The organism is Rhodovulum sp. DZ06, assembly GCF_050586345.1.
Taxonomy (GTDB): Bacteria; Pseudomonadota; Alphaproteobacteria; order Rhodobacterales; family Rhodobacteraceae; genus JBOCEF01.
Genome location: NZ_JBOCEF010000014.1, coordinates 59,720 through 83,765, shown reverse-complemented (window position 1 = coordinate 83,765; position 24,046 = coordinate 59,720). Strand labels below are relative to the sequence as shown.

At 73.5% G+C, this 24,046-nt stretch carries 16 protein-coding genes; 10 read left to right on the top strand and 6 right to left on the bottom strand.

The genetic code is table 11. The features are described from left to right. The 5 genes from ACQ5SO_RS08745 to ACQ5SO_RS08725 all read left to right on the top strand — a co-directional run bounded on the left by ACQ5SO_RS08745 (position 1) and on the right by ACQ5SO_RS08725 (position 5,229). Positions 1-1,506, top strand: a complete 1,506-nt coding sequence (locus ACQ5SO_RS08745) for an aldehyde dehydrogenase (NADP(+)) (protein ID WP_430941207.1) — start codon at positions 1-3, stop codon at positions 1,504-1,506. A 32-nt stretch (positions 1,507-1,538) separates the two neighbouring features. Further along, positions 1,539-2,399: an SMP-30/gluconolactonase/LRE family protein gene (locus ACQ5SO_RS08740; protein ID WP_430941206.1), complete on the top strand. Its 861-nt coding sequence runs from the start codon at positions 1,539-1,541 to the stop codon at positions 2,397-2,399. Continuing rightward, positions 2,396-3,403 (top strand): aldose epimerase family protein, encoded by a 1,008-nt coding sequence (locus tag ACQ5SO_RS08735; RefSeq protein WP_430941205.1) that lies wholly within the window; start codon positions 2,396-2,398, stop codon positions 3,401-3,403. Before ACQ5SO_RS08740 ends, ACQ5SO_RS08735 begins: the two co-directional genes overlap by 4 nt. A gap of 648 nt (positions 3,404-4,051) precedes the next feature. Then, positions 4,052-4,819, top strand: a complete 768-nt coding sequence (locus tag ACQ5SO_RS08730) for a WecB/TagA/CpsF family glycosyltransferase (protein ID WP_430941204.1) — start codon at positions 4,052-4,054, stop codon at positions 4,817-4,819. A 152-nt stretch (positions 4,820-4,971) separates the two neighbouring features. After that, on the top strand, positions 4,972-5,229 hold the full coding sequence (locus tag ACQ5SO_RS08725; RefSeq protein WP_430941203.1) for a spike base protein, RCAP_Rcc01079 family: 258 nt from the start codon (positions 4,972-4,974) through the stop codon (positions 5,227-5,229). 116 nt (positions 5,230-5,345) lie between these two features. Here the strand turns inward: ACQ5SO_RS08725 and ACQ5SO_RS08720 are convergent, their stop codons facing one another. The 5 genes from ACQ5SO_RS08720 to ACQ5SO_RS08700 form a co-directional block, all read right to left on the bottom strand. After that, complete coding sequence (locus tag ACQ5SO_RS08720) at positions 5,346-6,077, bottom strand: glycosyltransferase family 25 protein (protein ID WP_430941202.1); 732 nt, start codon at positions 6,075-6,077, stop codon at positions 5,346-5,348. A gap of 48 nt (positions 6,078-6,125) precedes the next feature. After that, on the bottom strand, positions 6,126-6,983 hold the full coding sequence (locus ACQ5SO_RS08715) for a glycosyltransferase (RefSeq protein WP_430941201.1): 858 nt from the start codon (positions 6,981-6,983) through the stop codon (positions 6,126-6,128). Continuing rightward, complete coding sequence (locus ACQ5SO_RS08710) at positions 6,980-8,041, bottom strand: glycosyltransferase family 2 protein (protein WP_430941200.1); 1,062 nt, start codon at positions 8,039-8,041, stop codon at positions 6,980-6,982. Before ACQ5SO_RS08710 ends, ACQ5SO_RS08715 begins: the two co-directional genes overlap by 4 nt. Before the next feature lie 99 nt (positions 8,042-8,140). Further along, positions 8,141-10,132 carry a hypothetical protein gene (locus ACQ5SO_RS08705; protein ID WP_430941199.1) on the bottom strand — a complete coding sequence of 664 codons (1,992 nt, stop codon included), beginning with the start codon at positions 10,130-10,132 and terminating at the stop codon, positions 8,141-8,143. 1 nt (position 10,133) lies between these two features. Continuing rightward, on the bottom strand, positions 10,134-11,123 hold the full coding sequence (locus tag ACQ5SO_RS08700) for a glycosyltransferase family 2 protein (protein WP_430941198.1): 990 nt from the start codon (positions 11,121-11,123) through the stop codon (positions 10,134-10,136). A gap of 526 nt (positions 11,124-11,649) precedes the next feature. Here ACQ5SO_RS08700 and ACQ5SO_RS08695 point away from each other — a divergent pair. The 5 genes from ACQ5SO_RS08695 to ACQ5SO_RS08675 all read left to right on the top strand — a co-directional run bounded on the left by ACQ5SO_RS08695 (position 11,650) and on the right by ACQ5SO_RS08675 (position 22,241). Further along, positions 11,650-13,455 carry an ABC transporter ATP-binding protein gene (locus tag ACQ5SO_RS08695; RefSeq protein WP_430941197.1) on the top strand — a complete coding sequence of 602 codons (1,806 nt, stop codon included), beginning with the start codon at positions 11,650-11,652 and terminating at the stop codon, positions 13,453-13,455. Between the two features lie 386 nt (positions 13,456-13,841). Further along, complete coding sequence (locus ACQ5SO_RS08690) at positions 13,842-16,727, top strand: hypothetical protein (protein WP_430941196.1); 2,886 nt, start codon at positions 13,842-13,844, stop codon at positions 16,725-16,727. A gap of 154 nt (positions 16,728-16,881) precedes the next feature. Next, positions 16,882-18,198, top strand: coding sequence for a UDP-glucose dehydrogenase family protein (locus tag ACQ5SO_RS08685; protein WP_430941195.1), 1,317 nt, complete (start codon positions 16,882-16,884; stop codon positions 18,196-18,198). Positions 18,199-18,227: 29 nt separating this feature from the next. Next, entirely contained in the window at positions 18,228-20,183 is a 1,956-nt protein-coding gene (locus tag ACQ5SO_RS08680) for an acyltransferase family protein (RefSeq protein ID WP_430941194.1), read from the top strand. A 120-nt stretch (positions 20,184-20,303) separates the two neighbouring features. Further along, on the top strand, positions 20,304-22,241 hold the full coding sequence (locus tag ACQ5SO_RS08675) for an acyltransferase family protein (protein WP_430941193.1): 1,938 nt from the start codon (positions 20,304-20,306) through the stop codon (positions 22,239-22,241). A 116-nt stretch (positions 22,242-22,357) separates the two neighbouring features. On the opposite strand, the gene ACQ5SO_RS08670 is transcribed toward ACQ5SO_RS08675, so the two are convergent. Further along, positions 22,358-23,914, bottom strand: coding sequence for a hypothetical protein (locus tag ACQ5SO_RS08670; RefSeq protein ID WP_430941192.1), 1,557 nt, complete (start codon positions 23,912-23,914; stop codon positions 22,358-22,360). Positions 23,915-24,046: the final 132 nt, after the last annotated feature.

Sequence of the window (24,046 nt, the reverse complement as noted above, 5' to 3'; positions counted from 1 at the left end):
ATGAGCTGGACCCCGAAAGGCGCGCACCTGGTGGCCGGGGACTGGGTGGCGGAGGGCGCGCGTTTCGCTTCCGCCCCCGTCCATGGCCCCGCCCATACCTTCCACGCCGGGACGCCCGCGCTGGCGGACCGCGCCATGCAGGCCGCCGAGGCCGCGTTCGAAACCTATGGCCGCAGCGACGCGACGCTCCGCGCCGCCTTCCTCAACGCCATCGCGGAGCAGATCGAAGCCCGCGCCGCCGCGATCACCGAGATCGGCTGCCAGGAGACCGGCCTGCCCGAAGCGCGCCTCCAGGGCGAGCGGGGCCGCACCACCGGCCAGCTGCGCCTCTTCGCCGAGCATATCCTGAAGGGCGATTACCTCGACCAGCGCCACGACGCGGCGCTGCCCGACCGCGCGCCCCTGCCGCGGCCCGAGCTGAAGATGATCCAGCGGCCCATCGGCCCGGTGGCGGTGTTCGGCGCCTCGAACTTCCCGCTGGCGTTCTCGACCGCCGGGGGCGACACCGCCTCGGCCCTCGCCGCGGGCTGCCCGGTGGTGGTGAAGGGCCACCCGGCGCATCCCGGAACGGGGGAGATCGTGGCCGAGGCCATCGCCGCCGCCGCCCGCGCCTGCGGGATCGATCCGGGCGTCTTCTCTCTGATCCAGGACGACGGCATCGCGGTGGGCGTGGCGCTGGCCGAGCATCCGCTGACCGCGGCCGTGGGCTTCACCGGCTCGCTCCGCGGGGGTCGGGCGCTGTTCGACATCTGCGCGCGCCGCCCCAGCCCGATCCCGTTCTTCGGAGAGCTGGGGAGCGTGAACCCGATGTTCCTGCTGCCCGCCGCGCTGGGCGCGGATGCGGCGGGGCTGGGGCAGGGCTGGGCCGCCTCGCTGACCATGGGCGTGGGGCAGTTCTGCACCAACCCCGGCGTCGCCGTGGCGCTCGCGGGCGCGGATGCCGACGCCTTCGCCGCATCCGCCGCCGCGGCCCTCGGTGAGTCTTCACCCGCCCCGATGCTGACCGAGGGCATCGCCGAGGCGTATCGGTCGGGCCGCGCGGCCCTCTCCGGCGCCCCCAACGTCGAGGCGCTGCTCGACGCCCCCTGCACGGCGCGCGAGGGCGCCCCCGCGCTGCTCAAGGTCTGCGCCGCCGATTTCATCGCCGACCCGGCGCTGGCGCACGAGGTGTTCGGCCCCGTGGGCCTGCTGGTCATCGCGCAAGACATGGAGGAGGTCGAGGCGCTGGCCCGCAGCCTCTCGGGCCAGCTGACCGCTACGCTCCACATGACCGATGCGGACATGGCGGAGGCCGCGCGCCTCCTGCCGATCCTCGAGCGCAAGGCGGGGCGGATCCTGGCCAACGGCTTCCCCACCGGGGTCGAGGTCGCCGACGCCATGGTCCATGGCGGGCCATACCCGGCGAGCACCAATTTCGGGGCCACCTCGGTCGGCACGCTTGCAATCCGCCGCTGGCTGCGGCCCGTGTGCTTCCAGAACATGCCCGCCGGGCTGTCCCCGTTCTGACCTGCCCCAATCCGATCTGCTGAAAGGCGCCCATGGCCATCATCCACGACGACCGCATCTGCGCCCTCGGCGAAGGGCCGCTCTGGCACCCGGAACGGCAGGAGCTGTTCTGGTTCGACATCACCGGCAGGCGCCTGCTGTCCCGCGGCGGGCAGGGCGCGCGGGACCGGGCGCTGCCCGAGATGAGTTCCGCCGCCGGCTGGGTCGACCGCGACACGCTGCTGGTCGCCACCGAGACCGGCCTGCGCCGCCACGACATCGACAGCGGCGAGAGCGAGGAGGTGGCGAAGCTGGAGGCGGGCGACCCCGTCACCCGCTCCAATGACGGGCGGGCCGACCCGATGGGCGGCTTCTGGATCGGGACCATGGGCAAGCGGGCCGAGCGCGGCGCGGGGGCGATCTATCGCTTCTACAAGGGGCGGCTGGAGAAGCTGTTCGCGGAGATCTCCATCTCCAACGCCATCTGCTTCAGCCCCGACGGGCGCACCGCCTATTTCACCGACACGCCGACGCGGCGGGTGATGGCGCAGGCGCTGGACGAAGACGGCTGGCCCGAGGGCGCGCCCGAGGTGGCGGTGGACCTGCGCGGCGCCGGGCCGGGGGGCGCGGACCTCTACCCCGACGGCGCGGTGACGGATGCCGAGGGGTTCCTGTGGATCGCCCAGTGGGGCGCGGGCCGCGTCGCCCGCCACGCCCCGGACGGGCGGTTCGACCGGGCGGTTTCGGTCGGCGGGCGCCATGCCTCGTGCCCCGCCTTCGGGGGCGAGGGGCTGCGGACCCTGTTCGTGACCACGGCGACCGAAGGCATCGAGGCCCCGGATGCGGCGCAGGGCGTGCTCTACGCCGCCGATCCCGGCGTGGCGGGCCGCCCCGAGCCGCGGGTGATCCTGTGAGCGACGCGCCCGGCGTCGCGGCCCCCTTCGGCGAGGCCCCCTCCGGCCCCGTCCAGCGCATCGCGCTTGAAGGCGGCGGGCTGCGCCTGGGGCTGCTGACCTGGGGCGCCACGGTGCAGGACCTGCGCCTCGAGGGCGTCCCGCACCCCCTGGTGCTGGGGGCCGAGACGCTGGCGCCCTACCTTGGGCCGTTCTCGAACATGGGCAACCTCGTCGGCCGCTTCGCCAACCGCATCGGCGGCGCGCGGCTGGAGATCGACGGCCGCGCCCACGCGCTCGACCGCAATTTCCGCGGGCGGCACATCCTGCATGGCGGGGCCGGGGGCTCGGGCGCGCAGGTCTGGCGGATCGAGGGGACGACGCCCGCCTCCGCCCGCCTGTCGCTGCACATGCCCGACGGGCACATGGGCTTTCCCGGCGCGCTGGACGTGACGGCGGCGTTCTCGCTCCCCGGGGACGGGGTGATGCGGATCGAGATGGAGGCGCGCACCGACGCCCCCACCCCCTGCAGCTTCGCCCATCACGGCTATTTCACCCTCGATGGCGAGGCGGATGCCCGCGGCCAGCGCCTGCGCATCGACGCCGAACACGTGCTGGAGGTGGACGAGGACCTGGTGCCCACCGGCCGCCTGCTCCCGGTCGCCGGAACGCGCTTCGATTTCCGCGCGGCGCGCGATCTCGGCCCCGCTGGCTTCGACGTCAATTTCTGCCTGCGGCCCGGCGAGGGCCTGCGCGAGGTCGCGGCGCTGACCGGCCGCACGGGGGTGGAGATGCGCCTCGCGACCGACGCGCCGGGGCTGCAGCTTTATGACGGCGCGCACCTGCCGCCCGAGCCGGGCCTGGCTGGGCGCCGCTACGGCCCCCATGCGGGCGTGGCGCTCGAGGCGCAGTCCTGGCCGGACGCGCCCTCGCATCCCCATTTTCCCAATTCCATCCTCCGTCCGGGACAGGTCTGGCGGCGGGTGGTGGAGCACCGATTCTCGGCCCCGACCCGCATCGGCTGAGGCGCGATTCGAAGGCTCGGCGGGGGGCGAGAGAGGCGCGGATTTCTCCCCGCCCGCCCCGTCCCCTCAGATGGGGTGGGCGGCAAGAAACCGCGACGGGCGCCGGGTGTCCGGACGCCGCGTCGTCTCGCACCACGGAGGTCACGGTCTCCGCCGTTTCGTGCGAGAGTCCGCCAAGACAGCTGACGCGAGGTCTTGAAGGACATGTCCGTTTTCGCAGTCCTGAAGGGACCGGGTCAACGCGACAGCAAATATGTATTTCGAATAAGATGAACATCACTGCAACGGTATGAATGAAATGCAATCGTGGGACGAGTCCGCTGCGCCGCAGCTTCTCCCCCGGTGGGTGATGTGACGGCGCGTCGCAGCCGCGGCGGGCGCCGGGCGCTGCGCCGCCGGGCGACCGGCGGGGCGCCGGCGTCGCCTGGTGCGCGAAACAGGTCCCCCGTTCCGAAAGCGGATCCGAATCGCTGCACGCGGGGCCGTGCGGCGGCGCGATTCCCCCGCCCGGATCGCCGTGTTAACGGACCCCGGTTCCCTAAACTGCGCCCCGCCGCGCCGCGCGGGGCGACAACGCGCCCCCTGCGCAGCCGCCCCCGCGCGCGGCAGGGTGCGCGCCAACGGATTTCCCACGAGAGGATTGAGGGCATGGCAAGCGGTGCGGTCCTGCGGATCGGGGGCGGACACGAGGTCCCCATCGACACGCCCGACGCAACGACGCTCCTGGAGCGGGTCGAGGCGAAGATCGCGGCGGGCGAGAGCTTCGCCGTGGCCACGATCAACCTCGACCACGTGGTCAAGCTGCAGCGCGACCCGGGCTTCCGCGCGGCCTATGCGGCGCAGACCTTCGTGGTCGCCGACGGCAACCCGATCGTGTGGACCTGCAAGCTGGCGGGCACACCGGTCAGCCTCACCCCCGGCTCGGAACTGGTCGAGCCGCTCTGCGCCCTCGCCGCCCGCATGGGGGTTCCCGTCGGCCTGCTCGGCTCGACGCAGGAGGTGCTGGACCAGGCCGCCGAGACGCTGGAACTGCGCCACCCCGGGCTGAAGGTGGTCGCCCGGATCTCTCCTCCCTTCGGGTTCGAGCCGGAGAGCGCGCAGGCCGACGCCTGCCTCGACGCGCTGGCCGCTTCGGGCGCCCGGCTGTGCCTGCTGGCGCTCGGCGCCCCGAAGCAGGAGCGGCTGGCGGCGCGGGGCGTGGCGCGGGTCCCGGCGACGGGGTTCGTCTCGGTCGGCGCGGGTGTGGATTTCATCGCAGGCGCCCAGGTGCGCGCCCCCGCCTGGGTGCGCAGGATCGCCATGGAGTGGCTGTGGCGGATGCTGAGCAACCCCGGGCGGCTGGCGAAGCGCTACGCCCAGTGCGCCGCGGTGCTGCCGGGCCTGTTCCTGCGCGCGGCGGCGGCGAAGAAGGGCTGACCGCGGCAGGGCGAACCGGGCGGCGCAACGGGATGTTAACCCTGGTCTGCTAGTCAGAAGCTCCGAACATCGAACAGATCTGTTTGCCGAGACCGCCGACGGGCCCCCGCCCGCCGGCGGTTTTTGCATGCGTAGCAAGGGGAGCATGTTCCATGCCCAGCAATCTCACCCATCCCGGGGCCGACGGCCCCGCGGTCACCTTCGCCCCGGTCACCCCGAGCGACGGCGCCGACCTGCCGGGCGGCGCGGCGCGGGCGATCTTCGTGGGCGGCGCCGGCGACGTGGTGCTGCGCGGGCCCGACGGGGTCGAGGCGACCTTCTCCTCGGGCGCGGGCCAGTATCACCCGGTGCGCGCCGTGCGCGTGCTGGCCACCGGCACCACCGCCACCGGCATCGTCGCGCTGTTCTGAGCGCGCGGCGCAGCACGAGCGGACGGCCCCACGGCCCGGCGCGACGCCGGGCCGTTTCGCGTCTCGGGCCCTGGGGAGGGCGGGCGGCGGAAAAAGGGGGCGCGGCGCCCGGGCCGTCAGCGCGCGCGCAGCGCGTTGCGGATCCGGCGGCGCAGGCCGAGGAGCTGCTTCACGACCGGCAGGGATTTCCACGCCGCCTGCGGGGCGACGTCGGTGTCCGACAGGCGCTGATAGGCCATGCTGGGCGAGAAGCTGAGCCCGGCGAGGTCGGGACGCGCCCGGCGGAACCAGCAATAGGCCCCGTCGACATGCATCGGCCCGCCCGCGGGGTCGCCGCCCTTGCGGGCCGCCATCGCCGCCAGGTAGTCGGCGCAGTCCGCGATGGCCGCCCCGCGCAGGGCGATGCAGTGGGTGGTCATCATCGGCTCGTCCGGCGCAAGGCGCAGCGGCGTCGGCGCGGCGGCGGAGGGGTCCGGCAGCGGCGAGCCGCCATGCAGGAACGCGAAGGGCTCCGCGTCCAGGATCGCCATGTAGGCGTCCGCATTGGCCATGAAGGCGTTGGAGAAGTTGAGGTCGTCCTCGAGGATCAGCACCGAGGCGAGCCCGTCCGCCCGCGCCTCCTCCAGGATCGACAGGTGGGACATGAAGCAGCCATGCGCGCCGACCGAGGGGAACTCGCCCGGCCCGTCGGGGCGGATGGCGGCGAAGAGGCGCACGCCGGGCGTGTCGAACGTCAGGCCGATGCGCCCGAGCTGCCCGGCCATCTCCGCCCGCCGGTCGGTGCGCGAGGCGAGGTTGATGATGTAGATCCGCTCGAAGCGCTGGAGGAGCGCGGCGCCGATGCTCATGCGGAAAATCCCTTTGCCTTCAATGTCCCCGGGCCCCGGCGGCGCCGGTCAGCGCCCGCGGGTCCAGTCGGCCGAACCATCGCCGAACCGCACCGCGAGGGCCACGGACACGTAGACGCAGAACGCCAGCGGCGCCGAGGCGAGGAGGCGCAGCTTGTCGCCCGTCCCCGCGGCGCCGTGGCTTTCATTGGCCATCAGCTCGGGGAATTTCTCGCGCACCTCGGCCACGCCGCGGTCCTGGCGGCGGCGCACCTTCACCAGCGCGGCGAAGCCCTCGACCATCGGCCAGACGTAACCGAAGGGGACCTCCTCGCGTTCCCCGGGGGCGAAGTTGAGGCGCGCGAAGGTGTCGTCCGAGATGATGTCCGCCCATTCCCCCCAGCGGCCGCGCCCGGCGCGGTTCATGGCGAAGAGGCCCGCGCCCACGCAGCCCGCGGTGACGAACGGGAGCCGCCGCCACAGGTCGGCGTAGCGCCGGGTGACCCAGGTCTTCGCCGGGGCGATCTCGATCACCCCCGTGGCGTAGCGCGGCTCGGGCCGGTCCAGCGCGGCCCAGAGGGCGGCGAGCAGGCCGGGGCGGCAGATCACGTCGGCGTCGAGATAGACCAGCGCCCGCCCCGAGGCCGCCGCCTCGCCCTCGTTCAATGCGTTGAGCTTGCCGCCGCGTTCGATGTCGAGGACGGTCAGCGTCCAGCCCCGGGCGGCGAAGCGGTCGGCGTAGCCGCGGGCGGTCGGCACGGTGCCGTCGGTGCAGGCGTTGGCGGCGACGATGACTTCCGTGCCCGGGCCGCCGAGGTCCGGGCCGTCCAGGGCCTCGTCCGCGGGCTGGGCCAGCAGCGCCTCGAGGCAGGGCGCGATCCAGCCGTCCTCGTTGTTGGCGGGGATGATGACGCTCAGCCGGGTCATCGCTGCGCCCCCTTGTACTCGATGATCCGCGCGCGCTCGCCCCGCGCCTTGCCGCGGTGATAGCGGAGGGCGCCGAGGGCCTCCCAAGGTTTGCCAAGCATCACCAGCGCGCCATAGAGCAGCGCGTGCGGCCAGGGGTCCCCATGGGCGCCGCGCCGCCAGCGGGCGACCTTCAGCGCCATGGCGGGGTAGGCGAGCAGGCCGAGCAGCGCGGCGATCCAGAAGGGCGGCCAGACGAGCCCGAGCAGCGCGCAGCCGAGGATCCCGGCGGGCACGGCGAGGCCCCAGAACCAGATCCGCTTCGCCTCGCGCGCGTTGTAACGGTCGGGCGCGGCGCCGAAGCGGTCGGCGCCCTCGGCGAAGGCCCAGCCCGCGCGCTCGGTGCGCTTGAAATGCTGGGACCAGGCGGTCATGGCGGCGTCGTGCAGCGTCATCTCGGCGTCGAGGCGGCGGATGCGCCAGCCGGCGGCGCGCAGGCGGCGGTTCAGCTCCGGCTCCTCGCCGCAGATGAAGCCCGGGTCGAAGCCCGAGACGGCGTGGAACGCGTCGGCGCGGTAGAGCGCGTCGCCGCCGATGGCGTCGGCGAGGCCCACGGGCGTGTTCCACTCCATGTCGCACATGCGGTTGAAGATGCTGGCCCCCGGGTGCATCTCGCGCCGCCGCCCGGCGGTGGCGGCGAGGGTCGGGTCCTCCTCCAGCGCGGCGCGGGCCTTCGGCAGCCAGCCCTCGTCCAGCACCGCGTCGCCGTCGACGAACTGGATCAGCGCCGGGGGGGAGGGCAGGGCGGCGAGGGCGGCGGCCCCGGCGTTGCGGGCCTTGCCGGCGGTGAACCCGTCCGAGGTGTCGAGATGCACGACCTGCACGCCGAGCTCCTCGGCGGTCGCCACGCTGTCATCGGTCGAGCCGCTGTCGACATAGACCATCGGCCCGATCGCCCCGGCATCGGCCAGCGCCCGGGCGCGCGTCAGGCAGGCGCGCAGCCGCGCGCCCTCGTTGCGGCCGATGGCGACGAGGCCGATGACCGCGTCGCGCGGCAGGGGGACGCCGGGCGCGGTCATCGCGCGTGCGCCCGGCGGGGGGCGAGGGGCGGGGCGGGTCGGATCATGGCGCGTCTGGTCCGTTCGAGTCGCGATCAGGAGGGGGCGTCGGGGCCGCGGTCAGCCGCCGCGGCGGCCGCGGGCCGATTGCCCGCCGCCGCGCGGGCCGTCGGGGTCCTCGTCCGGGCCGCCGGGCCGGGGGCCGCGCACGCCGCCGCCGCCGAGGCCGGGGCGCACGGGGCCGTCCGGGGCGGCGCCGGCGCGGCGCGGCGCCGAGCCGCCGGGGCCGGGGCGCACGGGGCCGCTGCGCGGGACGGGGGCGGCGGCGTAGGGGCCGGGCCGCATCTCCTCGCGCTCGGCCGCCGTGGCATGGGATCGGGCGGCCTCGGGGCCGCGATAGGCGCCGGGCGCGCGCGGGGCCGGCTCGGCCGTCCAGGCGGCTGGGGCGGGCGGCGCGGCGGCGGGCGGCGCGGGCGGCGGCGCGGCTGCGGGGCCGGGGGCGTCCCCGGGGGCGCCGCCGGGTTCGGGCGCGGTGCGGCGGGCGGGGCGCGCATCCTCGTGGTCGGCCTGCATCTGCGGGCCGAAAAGCGGGTCCTCCAACGCCTCGGCCTCGGCCTCGACCTCCCCCGCGCGGCGGGCGGCGCGGGCCTGGCGCAGCGCCTTGTCGCGGCGCGCGCGCCATTCGTAATTGCCCAGCAGCGCGCCCGCGAGCAGGAAGGTCACCGGCGTCAGCCCGGCGTTGGGCAGAAGGTCGAGCAGGTTCATCGCCAGCATCAGGCTGATCGCGGCGGTCTCCCAGCCCATGTCCTCGTCCTTGCGGCGGCGCCAGATCATCAGCACCGGCAGGCAGAGAAGGCCGAAGCGGGCGATGTATTCATACCAGCCGCCCGAGGTGATCACGATGGTCCAGTAGCCGTCGGTCACGCCGGTGTCGACGTTCCAGGCCTCGGTGTTGAAGTAGCGGTTGCGGCCCAGCCCGCCCCAGCCGAACAGCGGGCGCTGCATGGCCTTGTTGATCAGCCGGTCCTCGGACTGGAAGCGCACCCGCATGGAGCCTTCCTTGCCCACCGCCGCGGCGGCCGACAAGATCTTCTGGGTCGGCACCAGCCCGCCGCCGCGCAGCGCCGGGTAGCCGATGGCGAGCAGCGCGCAGAGCGCGGCGATGGTGAGCTGCGTGCGCCGCCCGGCCATGAAGGCGATCGCCCCGAGGAACGCGCCGCTGACCACCGCGCCGATCGACTTGGTGATCAGCAGCGTCACGGTCATCGCCATCGCCACCAGCCCGGCATGGGCCTCCAGGCCCTCCCGCCGCTGCTTCCTGCGCATCGCCTTCCACCAGGCGATGGCGGCGATGAAGCCGACGCCCGCCATCATCGCGGTGACCAGCCCGTTGGGCAGGAACACCACCGGGCGGAAGCCGCCGTAGCGCACGGTCTGGGCGAAGTCGTGCTGGAAGAAGCCGTAGAAGATGTTGTGCAGCTGCGGCGAGAAGCGGACCTCGAACGCCATCAGCAGCGCGTAGCCCAGCATCGCGATGACCACCACCTTCACCAGCGCGGCGTGGTGGGCCGGGGCGAACAGGTACCGGCGCGCCAGCAGCAGCGGCAGCACCGCAAGCAGCGCGCGCTGCACCCCCGAGAGGTTGTCGTACATGGTCATGCCGCGGATCGCCTGGTCGCCCGCGACCACCGGGTCGGTGTTCTGCAGCCCCGAGAGCATCGGGCCGCTGACCGACATCGCCAGCAGGACGATGACGACGGGCGAGGCGGGCAGCCAGCCGGGCAGGGCCTCGGCCGTCTTCGCCTTCGCGCCGCGGCGCGCCCCCGCCGGCGCGCCGGGCGCCCCGATCGGACCCGCCCCCGGCGCGTCCCGGCGCCGGCGCACCATCATGCGCACGCCGAACAGCGCATAGAGCAGCGCCGTCAGCGTCGGCAGCACGTCCTTGTTGATGTTCGGCAGGGCGGGTAGCGCGTAGCCGACCCGCTCGGGCAGCAGCAGCAGGCCCGCCAGCAGGCCCCAGGCGATCGCCTCGTGCACCGGCATGCGCTTGAACATCCTGTGCATGACCAGCGGCCAGGAGAACAGGACGAGATAGGCGACCGTCGACCCCATCTCAGCGCGCGTCCCGGTCCTGGGCGCCCAGCAGGCAGCGCCGGGTGAAATCCGCCGCGAAGCCCGGCGCGACGGGCGAGCGCCGCCCGCGCAGGCGCCGCTGCGCCGCGCCGACGAAGATCCCCAGCAGCTTCAGCGCCGCCGCGATCCGCGCCGTGACGCGGCCGTGGTTCTTCTCGAAATACCGCAGCCAGGAATGGAACCAGTAGGCGGGCGTGCGCCGCCGCGTCTCCTCGCCGCCGCCGACGATGCCGGTGGCGCCGCCCGCGTCGTGCAGCACCCGCGCGTCCGGGACGTGCCACATCTCCCAGCCCGCGCGGTGGGCCTTGAGCATGTAGTCGATCTCTTCGAAATAGAGGAAGTAATCCTCGTCCATCCCGCCGATCTCGGCCAGCATCTCGGCCCGCACCATCATGCAGGCGCCCGACACCCAGTCGGCGCGCGCGGGCGCGTCGCTGTCGGGGATCAGCACCGGCCAGCGGTTCATGAAGACGCCGAGCCCGGTGCCGCGGGCGAACTCGCCCATCGGGGTGGGGAAGCGGAACGCGCCCGACCAGCTCGAGCCGTCGGGGTTCTCGAGGCGCACGCCCGCGACGCCGGCCCGCGGCGTCTCGGCCAGGAAGGCGGCGAGGCGGCGCACCGCGCCGGGGCGCACCATGGCGTCGGGATTGAGGAGGAGCACCGCGTGCGGCTCCCACCCGAGATCCCCCAGCGCGGCGAAGGCCAGGTTGTTGCCCGCGGCGAAGCCGCCGTTGACGGGCGAGCGGATCAGCCGGACCCAGTCCGGGGCGCCGAGGCGTTCGAGATGGGCGGCGAGCCTGTCGGCGTCCGCGTCCGGCGAGGCGTTGTCGACGATCAGCACCGCGGCGTTGGCGAAGCCCGAAAGCTCCTCGACCAGGGCGGGCAGCTGGGCGGCGACGAGATCTGCGGTGCGGTAGCTGACGATCGCGACGGCGATGTTCTGCTCTTCGGCGGCGCGGGGAAAAGTCATGTGCGTGAAGAAAGGCCTGAGATGGTGTCTCGGGACCGTCGCGGCGAAACGGCCGCGCGGCGATCGCGGCACTATAGGCGGGCGGGGGGCGTTCACCAAGCGTCCCCGCTGCGCGCCTTCGTCTCAGCCGCCCGCGGGCTTCGCAGGCCGCCGCGACGCGCGCCCCGGCCCTCTCTCCACCGCGCCCGCATTCGCGCCGGTTTCCGCGCCGCCTGCGCCGCCCGTCCGTCCGGATGCGCGCGCGGGCCCTGCAAGCGCGCCGGGCGCCTGACCGAACGGGATGCGCGGACGCGCCGCACAGGCGCCCGGGCGCGCCTACGGTACTTTCCGCCCACCACTTTTCCGGGACCCGGCGCCCCTCGTTTCCTCCGCCCCGGCCGGGACCGCGCGCGGGCCGCGGCGCGGTCCGCGCGGCCCCGCCGGGCCCCCGTCCGGGGCGGCCCCCCGGGGGCGCGCGGTCCCGGCGCGGGACGGCGGCGCGGGACGGCGGCGCAGAGGGTCCCCAGCATCGATTTCGAGGAGCCGCATGCGCGACGTCTTTCCCAAACTGATGGATCTCATGAATGCGCGGGAGCGCCGGCGGTTCTGGCTCCTGATGGTCATGATCCTGGTCATGGCCTTCTCGAACATGGTCGGCGTCGCGGCGATCATCCCGTTCCTCGCGGTGCTGGGCGATCCGTCGATGATCGAGACCGACAGCCGCCTCGCCTGGCTCTATGACGCGGGCGGCTTCACCGACACCCAGGGCTTCCTGATGACCCTCGGGATCGCGGTCTTCGTGGTCTACCTGCTGTCGATCCTGATCCGCATGGTCACCGCCTACGCGCTGCAGCGCTACGCGGCGATGCGGATGTTCACCATCTCCACCCGGCTGCTGGAAGGCTACCTGCACCAGCCCTACACTTGGTTCCTGTCGCGCCACAGCGCGGACCTGTCCAAGGTGATCCTGACCGAGGTCGGCCAGGTCGCCTCGGCGCTGCTGCGCCCCAGCCTGAACATGATCGCCAACGGCGCGGTGGCGCTGTTCCTGCTCAGCCTCATGGTCGCGGTGAACCCCTGGGCGGCGCTGATGATGTTCGCCGTGCTCGGCATCGGCTACGGCCTCGTCTTCGCCTTCGCCCGCCGCACCATGAAGCGCATCGCGGGCCAGCGGCTCGAGGCGAACCAGCGCCGCTTCCGCGTCACCCAGGACGGCCTCGCCGGGATCAAGGAGATCAAGGTCCTCGGCCTCGAGGACGCCACCCAGCGCCGCTTCGCCAAGCCCGCCAAGGTGTTCTCGGACACCATCTTCATCGAGAGCGCGATCGGCGAGCTGCCGCGCCACCTGCTCGAGGGCATCGCCTTCGGCGGCATGATGGCGGTGATCCTGGTGCTGATGGCGATGGCCGAGGCGGGGGGCGAGGCGCTGATCACGGTGCTGCCCGTCGCCGGCCTCTACGCCGTCGCGGGCGCGCGCCTCGCGCCCGCGCTGCAGGCGGTCTATCGCGGCATCAACCAGATCCGCTTCTTCATCCCCGCGCTCAACGAGGTCCATGCCGACTTCATGGGCACGCGGTTCGAGCATCGCCCCGAGGGCGAGCCGTTCTCGAAGCTGCGCGAGGCGCTGGTCCTCAAGGACGTGACCTACGGCTATCCCGGGGCCGACCGCCCGGCGCTGCAGAACCTGTCGATGACCATCCCCGCGGGGTCGAGCGTGGGCATCGTCGGCGGCACCGGCGCGGGCAAGACCACGGCGATGGACGTGATCCTGGGGCTGCTGAGCCTCGAGCACGGAACGCTGGAGGTCGACGGGCGGGTGGTGGCCTCGGACGCCGACCGCCGGGCCTGGCGGCGGCGCCTGGGCTACGTGCCCCAGCAGATCTTCCTGACGGACGAGAGCGTGGCCGAGAACATCGCCTTCGGCGAGAAGCCCGAGGACATCGACATGGCGCGCGTCGAGGCGGCGGCGAAGATGGCCGCGCTGCACGACTTCGTGGTCTCGGACCTGCCCGAGGGCTACCGGACGCCGATCGGCGAGGGCGGGGGGCGGCTTTCGGGCGGCCAGCGCCAGCGCATCGGCATCGCCCGCGTGCTCTACCGCAACCCGGACGTGCTGATCCTCGACGAGGCGACCTCGGCGCTGGACAACCTGACCGAGCGGGCGGTGATGGAGGCGATCAGCGATCTCGGCGCCGACAAGACCGTGATCATGGTCGCGCACCGGCTGTCGACCGTGCGCAACTGCGACACGATCTTCCTGCTCGAACATGGCCGCGTCGCCGCCCAGGGCACCTATGACGAGCTGGTCGCCGGCAACGAGGTGTTCCGCGACATGGCCCGCGACATGGGCTGAACACGGGCCGCGACATGGGCTGAACCAGGGCCGCGCCGGGGGCGGGCGCGGCCCGGGACGCCGGATCGGGTCGCCGGATCGGGACGCCCGGGGATCGGGGGTCCCGGGGGCCGGGCCAGGGGCGGGGCGGGGCGTCCCGCGCCCGCGGTCCGGCGGCGCTTTCCGCGCCCCGGCCTTGCCCTGCGTCCCCCGGCGCACGACCTGTCCCCGGGGGGAGACCCGCGGGCCGCCCGCCCGCCGGCGCCATCTTCCCGCCCATGTCGCCGGGCAGGGCGGGAGGCGGGTCCCCCGCCCGACTCCGTGCCGGGGACGCCGCCCCGCAGGACGCCACGCCCGGGACGCCGCGCCGGATCAAGGCGGCGCGCCCCGAGAACGAGGAGACCCAGATGCACCCGAGACCCGCGAAGGCCCTGACCCTCGCCGCAGGGGCGCTGGCCGCCGCCGCCGCCCTCGCCGCCCCGTCCGGCGACGCGCGCGCGGCCGAGGCCGCCCGGTTCCGCGTCACCGACAAGGTGGTCAACGCCGACCTCCCGCCATTTTCCGCCTCGGTCGCCCATATCGGGACCAGCAGCAGCTTCGTCCCCGCCGGGGGCTACGAGCCGGCGGTGTTCCGCGACCAGTTCCGCGCCATCGCGCCGTCGCGCGACCGGGTCTTCGCCAGCCAGGCCGCGCTGACCGCCTATAACGGGCTGCGCGACGGCGCGCTCGACGGCGCCGAGGTCGAGGTCCGGCGCGTCATCGACGGCCGCCTCGTCACCGTGCGCCGCGACCGGGTGGCCGAGGGCGGGCACCGCGCCGAGTCCTGGGAAAGCGTCATGCCCCGCCGCGCCATCCTGCCGCCCGACGCGCGCGAGGCGGCGGTCGGCTGGCCCGGCGGCTATCGCGGCGACGCGCCCGAGTGGCTGACCGTGCGCGCGGTCGGCTTCGACGGCGGCCTGTCGGCGCGCGCCGAGGCGGTCAAGGTGACCACGCCCTCCGGGCGCAAGCGCGGGCCGCGCAAGATCGACGGCACGGTGCGCTTCCGCGCCAAGCTGACCGAGGAGCGGCGCGGCCCCGCAGCGCCCTCGGGCCTCGCCGCCGCGCCGCGGGAGGATGGCGGCGTCACCCTGACCTGGAGCGCGCCGCGCGATCCCGACGTCGCCGGCTACGTGATCGAGAAGGCGACCCTGCCGCCCGACCGGATCGCCGACCGCCCGCAGCTGGTGCTCGAGGGCGGCGACGGCCCCGAGATCCTGGCCGAGGACGCCATCATCATCCGCAAGGACCTGCACGGGCTGCGGCGCGAGGACGTCTCCTCCAACTTCAGCTGGAACTTCGGCGCGGCCTACGCGCTGACGCCGGCCGGCCTCGGGCGCGACGTCGACGAGCGCACCGATGTCGACTGGGCGCTGGTCGACCACGCGCCGGACACGCCGGTCGAGGACCCGGGCCGCACCTACCTGTCCCTCTCCCTCGATCCGGGCGCGCGGGTCGGCCTCGGGGGGGTGTCCTTCTCGGGGACCGGGCAGGATTACTTCGAGGTGCTGCACCCCGAACCCTACCGGTTCGAGGCCTGGGTGCGGGCGGACCGCCCGATGACGGGCGAGTTCGGCGCGGTGATGCACCGCAAGCCGCCGGTCGCCGACAAGAGGTTCCAGGTCGACACGCAGTGGCGCAGGGTGACGGGCGAATTCACCCCGACCCTGATCGACGGCAACCGGCTGGGACGCTTCGTCATGCGGTTCTCGGGCCCCGGCCGCGTCGACATCGACAATTTCCGCGTCTACCGCGTCGCGGACGGCTTCCTCGATTTCACCGCGGAGCAGAAGGACGTCCTGGCCCGCAGCGGCCTCGGCATCCTGCGCACCCACGGCTCGTCCAAGACCGGGCGCTACAGCTATGACCTCGAGCTGCTGACCAACCCGGCCGGGGCGGGGCCGGTCTCCACCCGCGGGGCCACGCTGCACTCCTATCTCGAGGCGATCGAGGGCGTCGGCATGGACCCCTGGGTGCAGGTGGAGATGCATTTCACCGACGAGGAATGGCAAGGCCTGGTCGAGTATCTCGCCGCCCCCGCGGGGGCCGGGAAATGGGCCGACAAGCGCGCGTCGCAGGGCCATCCCGAGCCCTGGGTCGACACTTTCGACCGGATCCTGTTCGAGGTGTCGAACGAGACCTGGAACAGGATCATGGCGCCCTGGATCTTCCAGCCGATGGTCGACGGCGCCACCGGGCGGAAGGTGCCGCGCTACATCGCCTACGGGCTGCTCCAGCAGCATGTCATCGACGCGATGAAGGCCTCGCCCTGGTGGACGCCGGCGATGGAGGAGAAGATCGAGTTCGTGATCGGCGGCTGGTACCGCACCGGGTACGGGTTCGAGGCCGGCAAGTTCTCTCCCGGCAGCGCGCACATGACCGTCGCGGCCTATAACGGCGGCTGGGAGGAGAACGGCGCCCCGCCGAGCCGCACCCCGATCAGCTATTTCAACGTGCTCAACCAGATCTCCCAGGCCACCATCCCCTTCGGCCGCAAGCACGTGGAGCAGGCGCAGGAGCTGTCGCGGATGCACGGGCGACCGGTTCACGCCGGCACCTACGAGGGCGGCCCCGGCTATTCGCAGAACGGGCTGAACGGCGCCAAGGTCACCGACAAGCAGGTGCTCGAGCAGAACCAGGTGATGAAGTCCCAGGCCGGGGGGGTGGCGACGCTGGACGTGTTCCTCGCGCAGGCCGCGCTGGGATACCGCGAGCAGAACATCTTCATCTTCCAGCAGGGCAAGAACTGGTCCACCCATGCCGAGTGGATCGATGGCGGCCATGCCTATCCGCACTGGACGCTGCTGACCCATTTCAGCCGCGAGGGCCGGGGCGACATGCTCGAGGTCGAGACGCTCGCGGCGCCGACCGCGGATCTCGAGGCGGTCGGCCGGATCCGCCTGGCGGTGGAGGACGCGCCGCTGGCCGCCGCCTACGCGACCCGGAACGGCGAGCGGTTCACCCTCGTGGTGCTGTCGCGCCGGATCCCGGGCACGCCCGGCTCGGACGGGGACGCCTGCACGCCGGTGGAGGTGGAGCTGCCGATCCGCTCGGCCGCGTCGCTGACCGTGCACAAGATGGACGGGCCGTATGATGCGCATAATTTCGGGCCGGAGGAGCAGGTGAAGCTGACCGAACAGGCGCTGACCCCGCCCGCCGACCTGTCGCGCTTCACCCTGTCGCCCGCGGTGGGCGCCGCGGCGTGCGGCGTGCCGCCCGGCTCGGTCTACATCTACACCTTCGACGGGGTGGAGTGAGCCGCCGCCGCGCCGCCGCCGCGCGCCCGGCGCGGCGGCGCGGCGCTCCGCCCCGCCCCCTTGCGACCACTCGAACCTTGCAAGGCCCCGCCCGCCTCGTCTAGCTGCGGGGACGCGCGCCCCCGGCGCCGTTCGCGACAAAAGGAATTCCAGCATGCGCATCGCCATGATCGGCACGGGCTATGTCGGCCTCGTCTCCGGCGTCTGTTTCTCCGACTTCGGCCATGACGTGGTCTGCGTCGACAAGATCGAAGCGAAGGTCGAGACGCTGCGCGCCGGCGGGGTGCCGATCTACGAGCCGGGGCTGGACGACATGCTGCGCCGGAACGTCGAGGCCGGGCGCCTGTCCTTCACCACCGAGCTGGCCGAGGCCGTGGCCGGCGCCCGCGCCGTGTTCATCGCCGTCGGCACGCCCACGCGGCGCGGCGACGGCCACGCGGACCTCACTTACGTCTACGCCGCGGCGAAGGAGCTGGCGGACGTGATCGAGCCCGGGACGGTCGTGGTCACCAAGTCCACCGTCCCCGTCGGCACCAACCGCGAGGTCGCGCGCGTGATCGCCGCGCGCCTGGCGGAGACCGGCCGCGACTGCGCCTTCGAGGTCGCCTCGAACCCCGAATTCCTGCGCGAGGGCGCGGCGATCGAGGATTTCATGCGCCCCGACCGCGTGGTCGTCGGGGTCGAGTCCGAGGACGCGCAGGCGGTGATGGCCGAGATCTACCGCCCCCTGAGCTTGCGCGAGGCGCCGGTGATGTACACCTCGCTCGAGAGCGCGGAGATCATCAAGTACGCCGCCAACGCGTTCCTTGCGACCAAGATCACCTTCATCAACGAGATCGCCGACCTGTGCGAGAAGGTCGGCGGCGACGTCAAGGCGGTGTCCAAGGGCATCGGCATGGACGGGCGCATCGGGCCCAAGTTCCTGCATGCGGGGCCGGGCTATGGCGGCTCGTGCTTCCCCAAGGACACCGCGGCGCTGGCCCGGATCGGCCAGGACCACTCGGTCCCCATGCGCATCGTGGAGACGGTCATCGACGTCAACGACGCGCGCAAGCGGCGCATGGTCGACAAGATCATGGACGCGCTCGGCGGCTCGGTGAACGGCAAGTCCATCGCCATCCTCGGCGTGACCTTCAAGCCCGAGACCGACGACATGCGCGACAGCCCGTCCCTGACCATCGTCCCGGCGCTGGTCGGCGGCGGCGCGAAGGTGGCCGTCACCGACCCCGAGGGGCGCAAGGAGGGCGAGGCGCTGCTGCCGGGCGTGCGCTGGGCCGAGGACGCCTATGACGCCGCCGCGGGCGCCGACGCCGTGGTGCTGATGACCGAGTGGAACCAGTTCCGCGCGCTCGACCTGCCGCGCCTGCACGCGGGCATGTCCGGGGACCTCTTCATCGACCTGCGCAACGTCTACGAGCCGCAGACCGCGCGCGACGCGGGCTTCACCTTCGTCGGCGTCGGCCGGTCCTGACCGGACCGGCGGCGCGGGCGGGGGGCGTGATGAAGCACCGGACCGAGATCGACGGGCTGCGCGCGGTCGCCGTGCTGCCCGTCATCCTGTTCCACGCAGGGGTTCCCGGCTTCGCCGGCGGCTTCGTCGGCGTGGACGTGTTCTTCGTCCTCTCGGGCTTCCTCATCACCGGGATCCTGCTGCGCGAGGCCGAGGCGGGGCGGTTCTCGCTGCTCGATTTCTACGACCGGCGCGCGCGGCGGATCCTGCCGGCGCTGTTCCTGACCGTGCTGCTGTGCCTGCCGCCCGCCTGGGCGGTGATGGAGCCGGACGACCTGCGCAAGTTCGGGGAGAGCGTGGCGGGCGTGGGCCTGTTCGTCTCGAACTTCATCTTCTGGATGCAGGACAACTATTTCGGCGGCGCGGCCGAGCAGAAGCCGCTTCTGCACACCTGGTCGCTCGCGGTCGAGGAGCAGTTCTACATCTTCTTCCCGCTGCTGCTGGTGGTCCTGGTCCGCCGCCGCGCCGCGGCGCTGCCCTGGATCCTCGCCGCCATCGCCCTGGCCAGCCTGCTGGCCGCCGAATGGGGCTGGCGCAACGCGGCCTCGGCCAATTTCTACCTGTTCCAGGGCCGCGCGTGGGAGCTGCTGGCCGGCTCGCTCTGCGCCGTCGCCGCGCGCCGCGGCGTGGGCGCGGCGGGCAACGGGCCGGCGGCGATGGCGGGGTTGATCCTCGTCCTCGTCTCGGTCTTCGCCTTCGACGAGAAGACGCCCTTCCCGTCGCTGCTCGCCCTCGTCCCCGTCGTGGGAACGGGGCTGGTCGCGGTCTACGGGCGCCCGGACAACGCCGCGGGGCGGATCCTGTCCTGGGGGCCGATGGTCTGGGTCGGGCTGATCTCCTACTCCGCCTATCTCCTGCACCAGCCGCTGCTGGCCTATGCGCGGCTGATCTTCCCCGAGATCGAGCCGCCGCTCTGGGTGATGGTCCCGCTCGGCCTGCTGTCGCTGCCGCTGGGCTGGCTGTCCTGGCGCTATGTCGAACAGCCCTTCCGCCATCGCGGGGCCGGGGCGGTCTGGCCGGGGCTGCGCTTCCTCGGGGTCTCGGCCGCGGGGCTGGCGCTGTGCGTGGCGCTGGGAACGGGGCTGCATTTCGGCGCGCGCGCGGTCACGCCGCTGGAGTTCGACCACACGCTGCGCGAGCTGGTGAAGATGCGCAGCCAGAGCTGGGGCCTCTACTTCACCAACAAGGCGATGCGCGCGGAGCTGTCGCGCTTCCCGGACCGCGCGGACCCGGCCCTGCGCAGCAACGTGCTGATCGTCGGGGATTCGCACATGAAGGACCTGCTCAACGCCGTTCTTCAGAACGCGGACGCGCTGCCAGGGCTGGCCTTCCGCCACGCGGGGTTCAACGGCGACTGCTACCGGCGGACCGACCTGCTGGGCCGCCCCGATTTCGACGTGGACGCCTGCGTGGACGCGCACCTGGCCGAGTTCCCGGATCTGGCGCGGGACGCCGACTGGGTGCTGCTGAAGCTGCGCTGGTCCTGGCGGACCGAGTTCATCCCCCCGCTCGAGGCCATCATCGACGCCTACCAGGCGCGCGGGCTGAAGGTCGCGGTCGCAGGCTCCCATGCCGAGTTCCCGCCCTCGAGCCGCTACCTGCGCTGGATCCGCAACCTGCACCCCGACGCGGACTGGACCAAGCCGCGGATCGACGCGCTGTTCACCGCGCGGCGGGACGCGCGGATCGACGCGGTCGACGCGCGCCTCGAGCGGATCGCGGCGCGCGCGGGGGCGGCCTGGATCGACATGCTGCCCTCGGCCTGCCTGGGACGCCCGCTGCTCTGCGACGCGGTGACCGCCGAGATGGCCCCGGTGCGCTATGACGCCCATCACCTGACGGTGGAGGGCTCGGCGCTGATCGGCCGCCGCCTGGCCGAGGCCGGGGCCTTCGACGCGCTGCTGCCGGGGCGCGACGCGGGCGGGGCGGGCGACGCGGGGCGCTGAGGCGCCGGGCGCGTCCGGCCTTCCGGGGCCTGCCTTCGAGGGCCGACATGCGCGGGCCCGCGCGCGGTCCGGGGGCGAAGAGGTTTTCAGGGCGCCCGGCGCCCCTTGAGGAGATTGGCCATGAAGCATCGTCCGGAGATCGACGGCCTGCGCACCGTCGCCGTCGCGCCGGTCATGCTGTACCACGCGGGAACGCCGGGCTTCTCGGGCGGGTGGCTCGGGGTCGACGTGTTCTTCGTGATCTCCGGCTATCTCATCGGCGCGATCCTGATCGCCGAGATGGCGGCGGGCGACTTTTCCTTCGCCCGCTTCTACGCGCGCCGCGCGCGCCGGATCATGCCCGCGCTGATCGCGGTGATCCTGGCCTGCATCCCCGCGGGCTGGCTGCTGATGCGGCCGGGCCCGTTCGAGGACTTCCTGGTCAGCGGCCTCGCCACCCTCGCCTTCGTCTCCAACATCCATTTCTGGCGGGAGGTGGACTATTTCAACACCGCCGCCGACCAGGCGCCGCTGCTGCACACCTGGTCGCTGGCGGTCGAGGAGCAGTTCTACATCCTGTTCCCGGTCCTGCTGCTGCTGCTGATGCGCCGCCGGGCGCTGGTCGGCCCGGCGCTGCTGGCGCTCGCGGCGCTCAGCCTCGCGGTCGCCGACTGGGCGGCGATCGCCAAGCCCGACGCCAATTTCTTCCTGCCCGCGACCCGGTTGTGGGAGCTGCTGGCCGGCGCGCTGCTGGCCTGGGCCGAGCACCGGGGCCACGCCCCGCGCCGGGGCGCCGCGGCCGGGGCGCTGGCGGGGCTGGGGCTGGTCGCGGTGGTCGTGCCGATGGCGGTCTATGACACGGCGACGCCCGCCCCCTCGCTCTGGACGCTGATCCCGGTGCTGGGGACGGCGGCGGTGCTGCGCTGGGGGCGGGACGGGATCGCGGGGCGGCTCCTGTCCACGGCGCCCTTCGTGTGGATCGGGCTGATCTCCTACTCCGCCTACCTGTGGCACCAGCCGGTGCTGGCCTTCGCGCGGATCGCGGCGGGGGGCGAGCCGGCGCTGTGGATCATGCTGGCGCTCTGCGCGGTCTCGCTGGCCCTGGCCTGGGCGACCTGGGCCTTCGTCGAGCGCCCGTTCCGCCGCGGCGCGCCCGCGCCCGGCTGGGGGCCGGCGCTGCGCTACGGCGCGGCGATGACGGCGCTGGGGGCGGCGCTGGCGGCGCTGCTGGGGACCGGGATGCAGCGCGACGCCTACATGGCCGCGCTCTCGCCCCGGCAGGCGCAGGTCTTCGCCGCGCTCTCGGAGATGCGCGCGCACCAGCGCAGCGCGGCGCTGTCGGACGGCGACTGCCGGTTCCGCGACCAGGAGGCGTCCGAGGCGTTCCGCGCGCGCTTCGACGCCTGCGCGGCGAAGCATGGCAAGGCGCTGCTGCTGCTGGGGGATTCGCACGGGATCGACTTCTACGACGCGGTGCTGCACGCCACCGACCGGCCCTTCGTGGTCGGCCTGGTGCAGGCCGGCTGCCGGGCGCATTCGCCGAAAGGGCCGGGCTGCGATTTCAACGAGGCGGCGGCGTTCGCCCTCTCCCGCGCCGCGCAGGTCGAGGCCGCCTTCTACATGCAGGCCGCCTTCTACCTGATGCAGACCCCGGACGGTCGCGAGGTCGACCGCACCGCCTTCCGGCGCAAGCACGTCCCCGACACCTCGGTTCACGCCGCGAATGTCGACCGCGTCCTCGCTGCGCTGGCCCCCCTCTCCGGGGCGATGGACCTGACCTGGGTCGGACCCTGGCTCGAGCCGCATCTCGACCTCGACCAGCTGATGTCGCGCGACTGCGCCGGGCCGGGCCCGGACCTGCCCGAGGGCCGGGCCGAACGCTACGCCGCGCTCGACCGCGCGCTGGCCGAGCGCGCCGCGGCGGCCGGGATCGCCTATGTCTCGGTGCAGGAGGTGCTGGCCTTCGACGCGCGCGAGGACATGTTCGACTGCGGCGCCGTGTACTGGAGCGACGGGGATCACTGGAGCCCGGCGGGCCAGGCGCATTTCGGCGCCCGGCTCGGGCCGCTGCTGCCCTGAAGGCGGCGCCCGCGCGGCGCCGGGCGCGCGCGGGACGGCGCAACGCGAAAGGCGCGCGGGGGGGGGCCCGCGCGCCGTCTTCCATCCGGCCCTTCACGCGCCCCGTGGGCGCCGCGTCAGCCCGCCAGCCAGGCCGAGATCGCCGCGGGGTCGTCGCCCACCGCCAGCTTGCCGATCTTGCCGGCCAGCAGGTAGCTCCAGCTCTCGCCGCTCGGCGCGCCGCCGGCGAAGACCGACCCGAGCCGCACGAAGGGCAGCTCGACCCCCGGGAAGCCGTAGCCCGCCGCGTAGGTCGGCGGCCCCTGGTCGACCCCGTCCACCTCCAGCGTCAGGGTCTTGGCGACCACGTCGCAGACCAGCATCCAGCTTTTCGGCCCGTCCATCAGCGTCGCCGGCCACTGCGCGTTCAGGTAGACCGCGCCGTTGAGCGGCGAGCGCATGATGAAGAGGAAGTCTTCCTCCCGGTCGAGATAGAGCCCCCAGGTGCAGGTGGAGATCGACCCCTCGTCCCCCGCGACGAGGCGGCGGGCGGTGGTGGTCGACAGGTCGGTCACGCCGCCGATCACCAGCTTGCCGTTCATCGCCGGCTCGGGCGGGATCACGCTGTACTGCGCGACGACGTTCTCGTTGTAGGTGGCCGCGGAATGGTAGCCGCCGTCGTGGCAGATCCAGACCGTCGCGTCGCCGTCATACCAGATCCCCTCGACCGCGGTGACCTCGGGCGCGAGGAACCAGGTCCAGCGCCCGCCATCCGCCTTCGGGGCGAGCGTGCCGCCCGAGAGGTCCAGCTCGCAATACCGCACCACGCCGGGAGAGCCGTTGCCCCCGGTGGTGGTGATCAGCAGCTTGCGCTGCGGATCGTAGGCGGCCTGGTCCACGCCGCCGCCGACGAAATCGGTCAGGTCCAGCGTCGCCTTGTACGCCCCGGTCGCGGCGTCGTAGAGATGCGCGCCGTTGTCCGAGCCCGCGAAGGCCAGGATCTCGTCGGTGTCGTCGATATAGACGAGGCCGTTCATGGGGCCCTGGGCCGAGACGTCGTAATTGGCGATCTCGACGCCGTCCTGGCCGTAGCGGCGCAGGTGCGTGCCGCCCGACGCGACCCACAGGCTGTGGTCCGAGGCCGCGTAGGCCACGCCCTGCATCGTCCAGCCCGGCGCCGGGATCTCGGCCAGCACGGTCGAGAAGTCGGGGGACAGGATGGTGATGTGCGGGTCCTCGGGATAGACCGGGCTGCCGGCCAGGTCCTGGTGCGCGTTGCCGTGGTTGCCGACCGCCCAGGCGCCCGCGTAGAGGCCGCCGTCGATGCGGTCGAGCCCGGTGCAGGTGAAGCCGGCGATGCCGGACGGGCTGAACTCGCCCGGGGCGCCGCCCGGGTTGGTCGCGTCGGGCAGGGGGATGTAGGCGGTGAAGGTCCCGCCCATCGGCCGCTGCACGCCGAGCACGCCGTTGCCGCCGCTGCCGGGGAAATCGGCCATGCCGCCGGTCAGCGTCACCGCGCCGGTCAGCGCCGAGGCGTCGAGGCCCGACCCCTCGTTCGGCACGCTCGCGATCACGCCGCCCGGGGCGACGGCCGCGCTCATGTCCCACAGGTAGGGGGCCGCGGGCGCGGGCGGCGCGCCGCCGGCGGGCCGCAGGATCGCGGGCGAGGCGGGGGAAAGGGTCGCCGCGATCATTTCGCGGCGCCCGGCGCGGGGATGAGGATGGGATCGGTCATGACGGAACGCTCCATGAAGCCCGCGGGCGCGGGGAGGCGCGCGCGGGGCGGGTGAGGGGGAACACGGGCTCGGGAAAGGATCGCCGCCGGG